The 1,967-nt window shown below is 66.2% G+C and carries 2 protein-coding genes; both read right to left on the bottom strand.

Going from position 1 to position 1,967, the window contains the following annotated elements; genetic code table 11:
- Positions 1 to 118: 118 nt before the first annotated feature.
- On the bottom strand, positions 119 to 769 hold the full coding sequence (locus EF387_RS46395) for a terminase gpP N-terminus-related DNA-binding protein (RefSeq protein WP_238432107.1): 651 nt from the start codon (positions 767 to 769) through the stop codon (positions 119 to 121).
- Between the two features lie 174 nt (positions 770 to 943).
- Positions 944 to 1,813 carry an IS5 family transposase gene (locus EF387_RS46390; RefSeq protein WP_128382579.1) on the bottom strand — a complete coding sequence of 290 codons (870 nt, stop codon included), beginning with the start codon at positions 1,811 to 1,813 and terminating at the stop codon, positions 944 to 946.
- Between the last annotated feature and the right edge of the window lie 154 nt (positions 1,814 to 1,967).

Raw genomic sequence — 1,967 nt, 5'->3', positions numbered from 1 at the left:
CCGACGGCATCCGCAACCTCCCGGGGAGCGACGACACAACACGCCACCACTCCCACCGATTCACCGGCCCTATGCCTGACCAGCGAAAACACCGCCCTCAGATTCGGAACGACAACAGCTACTTAGCGACCGCGGCGAAGGAGGCGGTGACCTGCCCGCTGGAGGGATAGCAGACCGTCGCCATCCGGTCGAAGCACCACCGTCTCGCCGTCCCGCCCAGTTTGCGGACCACCTGGTCGAGGGCCTGGACCAGGTGCGGGAAGTCCTCGGACTCTGCCAGCACCGCCCGCCACCGGCCCGAATGCGCGAGCGCTCCGACCAGCAGGTGAGCGTGCTCGCCCACTCCCCAGGTCTCCGGCGGGTCCGGCAACTCCAGCCAGTCGAACTGGATTTCCTCGCCTGGCGGATGCGCGATCACCGCAACGTTCCGGCCGGTCGCGGCATGACACGGTTCGCAGTGAGGACGGACCTGATAGCGGCGAAGCGCGCGGGTGAACGTCGAGTACCCGCCCTCATAGCCCAGGCTCTTGACCTCGTCGAACAGGGTCGAGGCCCACAGATGCGGATCGTCCGCCAGCCGCTGCCGGCAGTACTCCAGGAACGGCACGAAGGCATCCGGGCTCTGACGGCGCTGCCCTGGGACTTGCTCGCCGTTCAGATAGGCGCGGATGGTCTTGCGATCACGGCCCAGATGCCGTGCGATCGCCGAGATCGTCCAACCCTGACGACGCAGTGCGTGCGCGTCCACGTCTTCCTCCAGCGTGAGCATCCAGGCCCCCGACCAGGCCGAACTCGTAGCTCACGCAGGCTCTCCACGACACACCAAGACCAATTCGACAAGCCGATCAACATCACGCGAAGAGACCCGACAAGGTCACACGAAGGGTGGGGAGATCGAAAGAGCAGGTTTGGACCACCTCAGAGGTCGTTTTGTCCCGGTGTTTTATCCCTGAGTTGGTGTTTGATCCCGGGGTGTCGGGTCGCGCCAGGAGATGGTGGCTTCGCCGGTGAGGCGGCGGGCCATCAGGTCGGTCATGGCGAGGTGGATCATGGCTTCGGAGCGGGCGGGGAGGGTTTCGTAGTCGCGGGCCAGGCGGCGGTGGAACATCAGCCACCCGTAGGTCCGCTCCACCGTCCAGCGTTTGGGCAGCGGGGTGAATCCCTTGGCGCCGGGGGTGCGTTGGACGATTTCCATGTCGATGCCGAGGCGGGCGGCGTGTTCGACGAGGTGCTGGCGGTAGCCGCCGTCGACCCAGACCTTGCCGATGGTGGGGTGGGCGGCGGCGACTTGGTCGACCAGGTGGGTGCCGGCGATGGAGTCCTGCACGCTCGCGGCCGTGACCAGCACCGCGAGCAACAGCCCGAGGGTGTCGGTGACGATGCTCCGCTTGCGGCCCACGATTTTCTTGCCCGCGTCCGTGCCCTGGCTGGTGATGGGGACGCTGGTGGAGGTCTTCACGCTCTGCGCGTCGATCACGCAGGCGGACGGCTCGGCGTCCTTGCCCTCATGCTGGCGTAACAGCCTGCGCAGTACGCCGGTGAGCTGGGCGAACACGCCGTCCTTCTGCCACTTGGCGAAGTAGCCGTACACCGTTTCCCAGGGCGGGAAGTCATGCGGCAGGTAGCGCCACTGCACCCCGGTGCGGTCCACGTACAGGATCGCGTTCATGATCTCGCGCAGATCGTGCTCGGGCGGGCGTCCGATGTGCAGGGCACGCCGCCGCCGTTCGGCCCGCCAGGCACTGAGCACTGGCTCCATCAACTCCCAACGGGCATCGGACAGGTCACTGGGATACGGACGACGTTCGGCCATGACTTGGACGTACCGCCGACCAGGGGCGGGTTGCGTCCTGAGAAGTGGTGTATGGGCTCCCACCTGATCCGGGTGTTTGTCCCGGCGTCGGAGTGAGTGTCCGGATAGAAGAACGGCCACCGGCTGATCTTCGAGTTGTCGAAAGCTCGAAGGA

The organism is Streptomyces cavernae, from assembly GCF_004023625.1.
Lineage (GTDB): Bacteria > Actinomycetota > Actinomycetes > Streptomycetales > Streptomycetaceae > Streptomyces > Streptomyces cavernae.
Note: the sequence above shows the minus strand (reverse complement) of the source record. Positions and strands in the feature narration are given on the sequence as shown.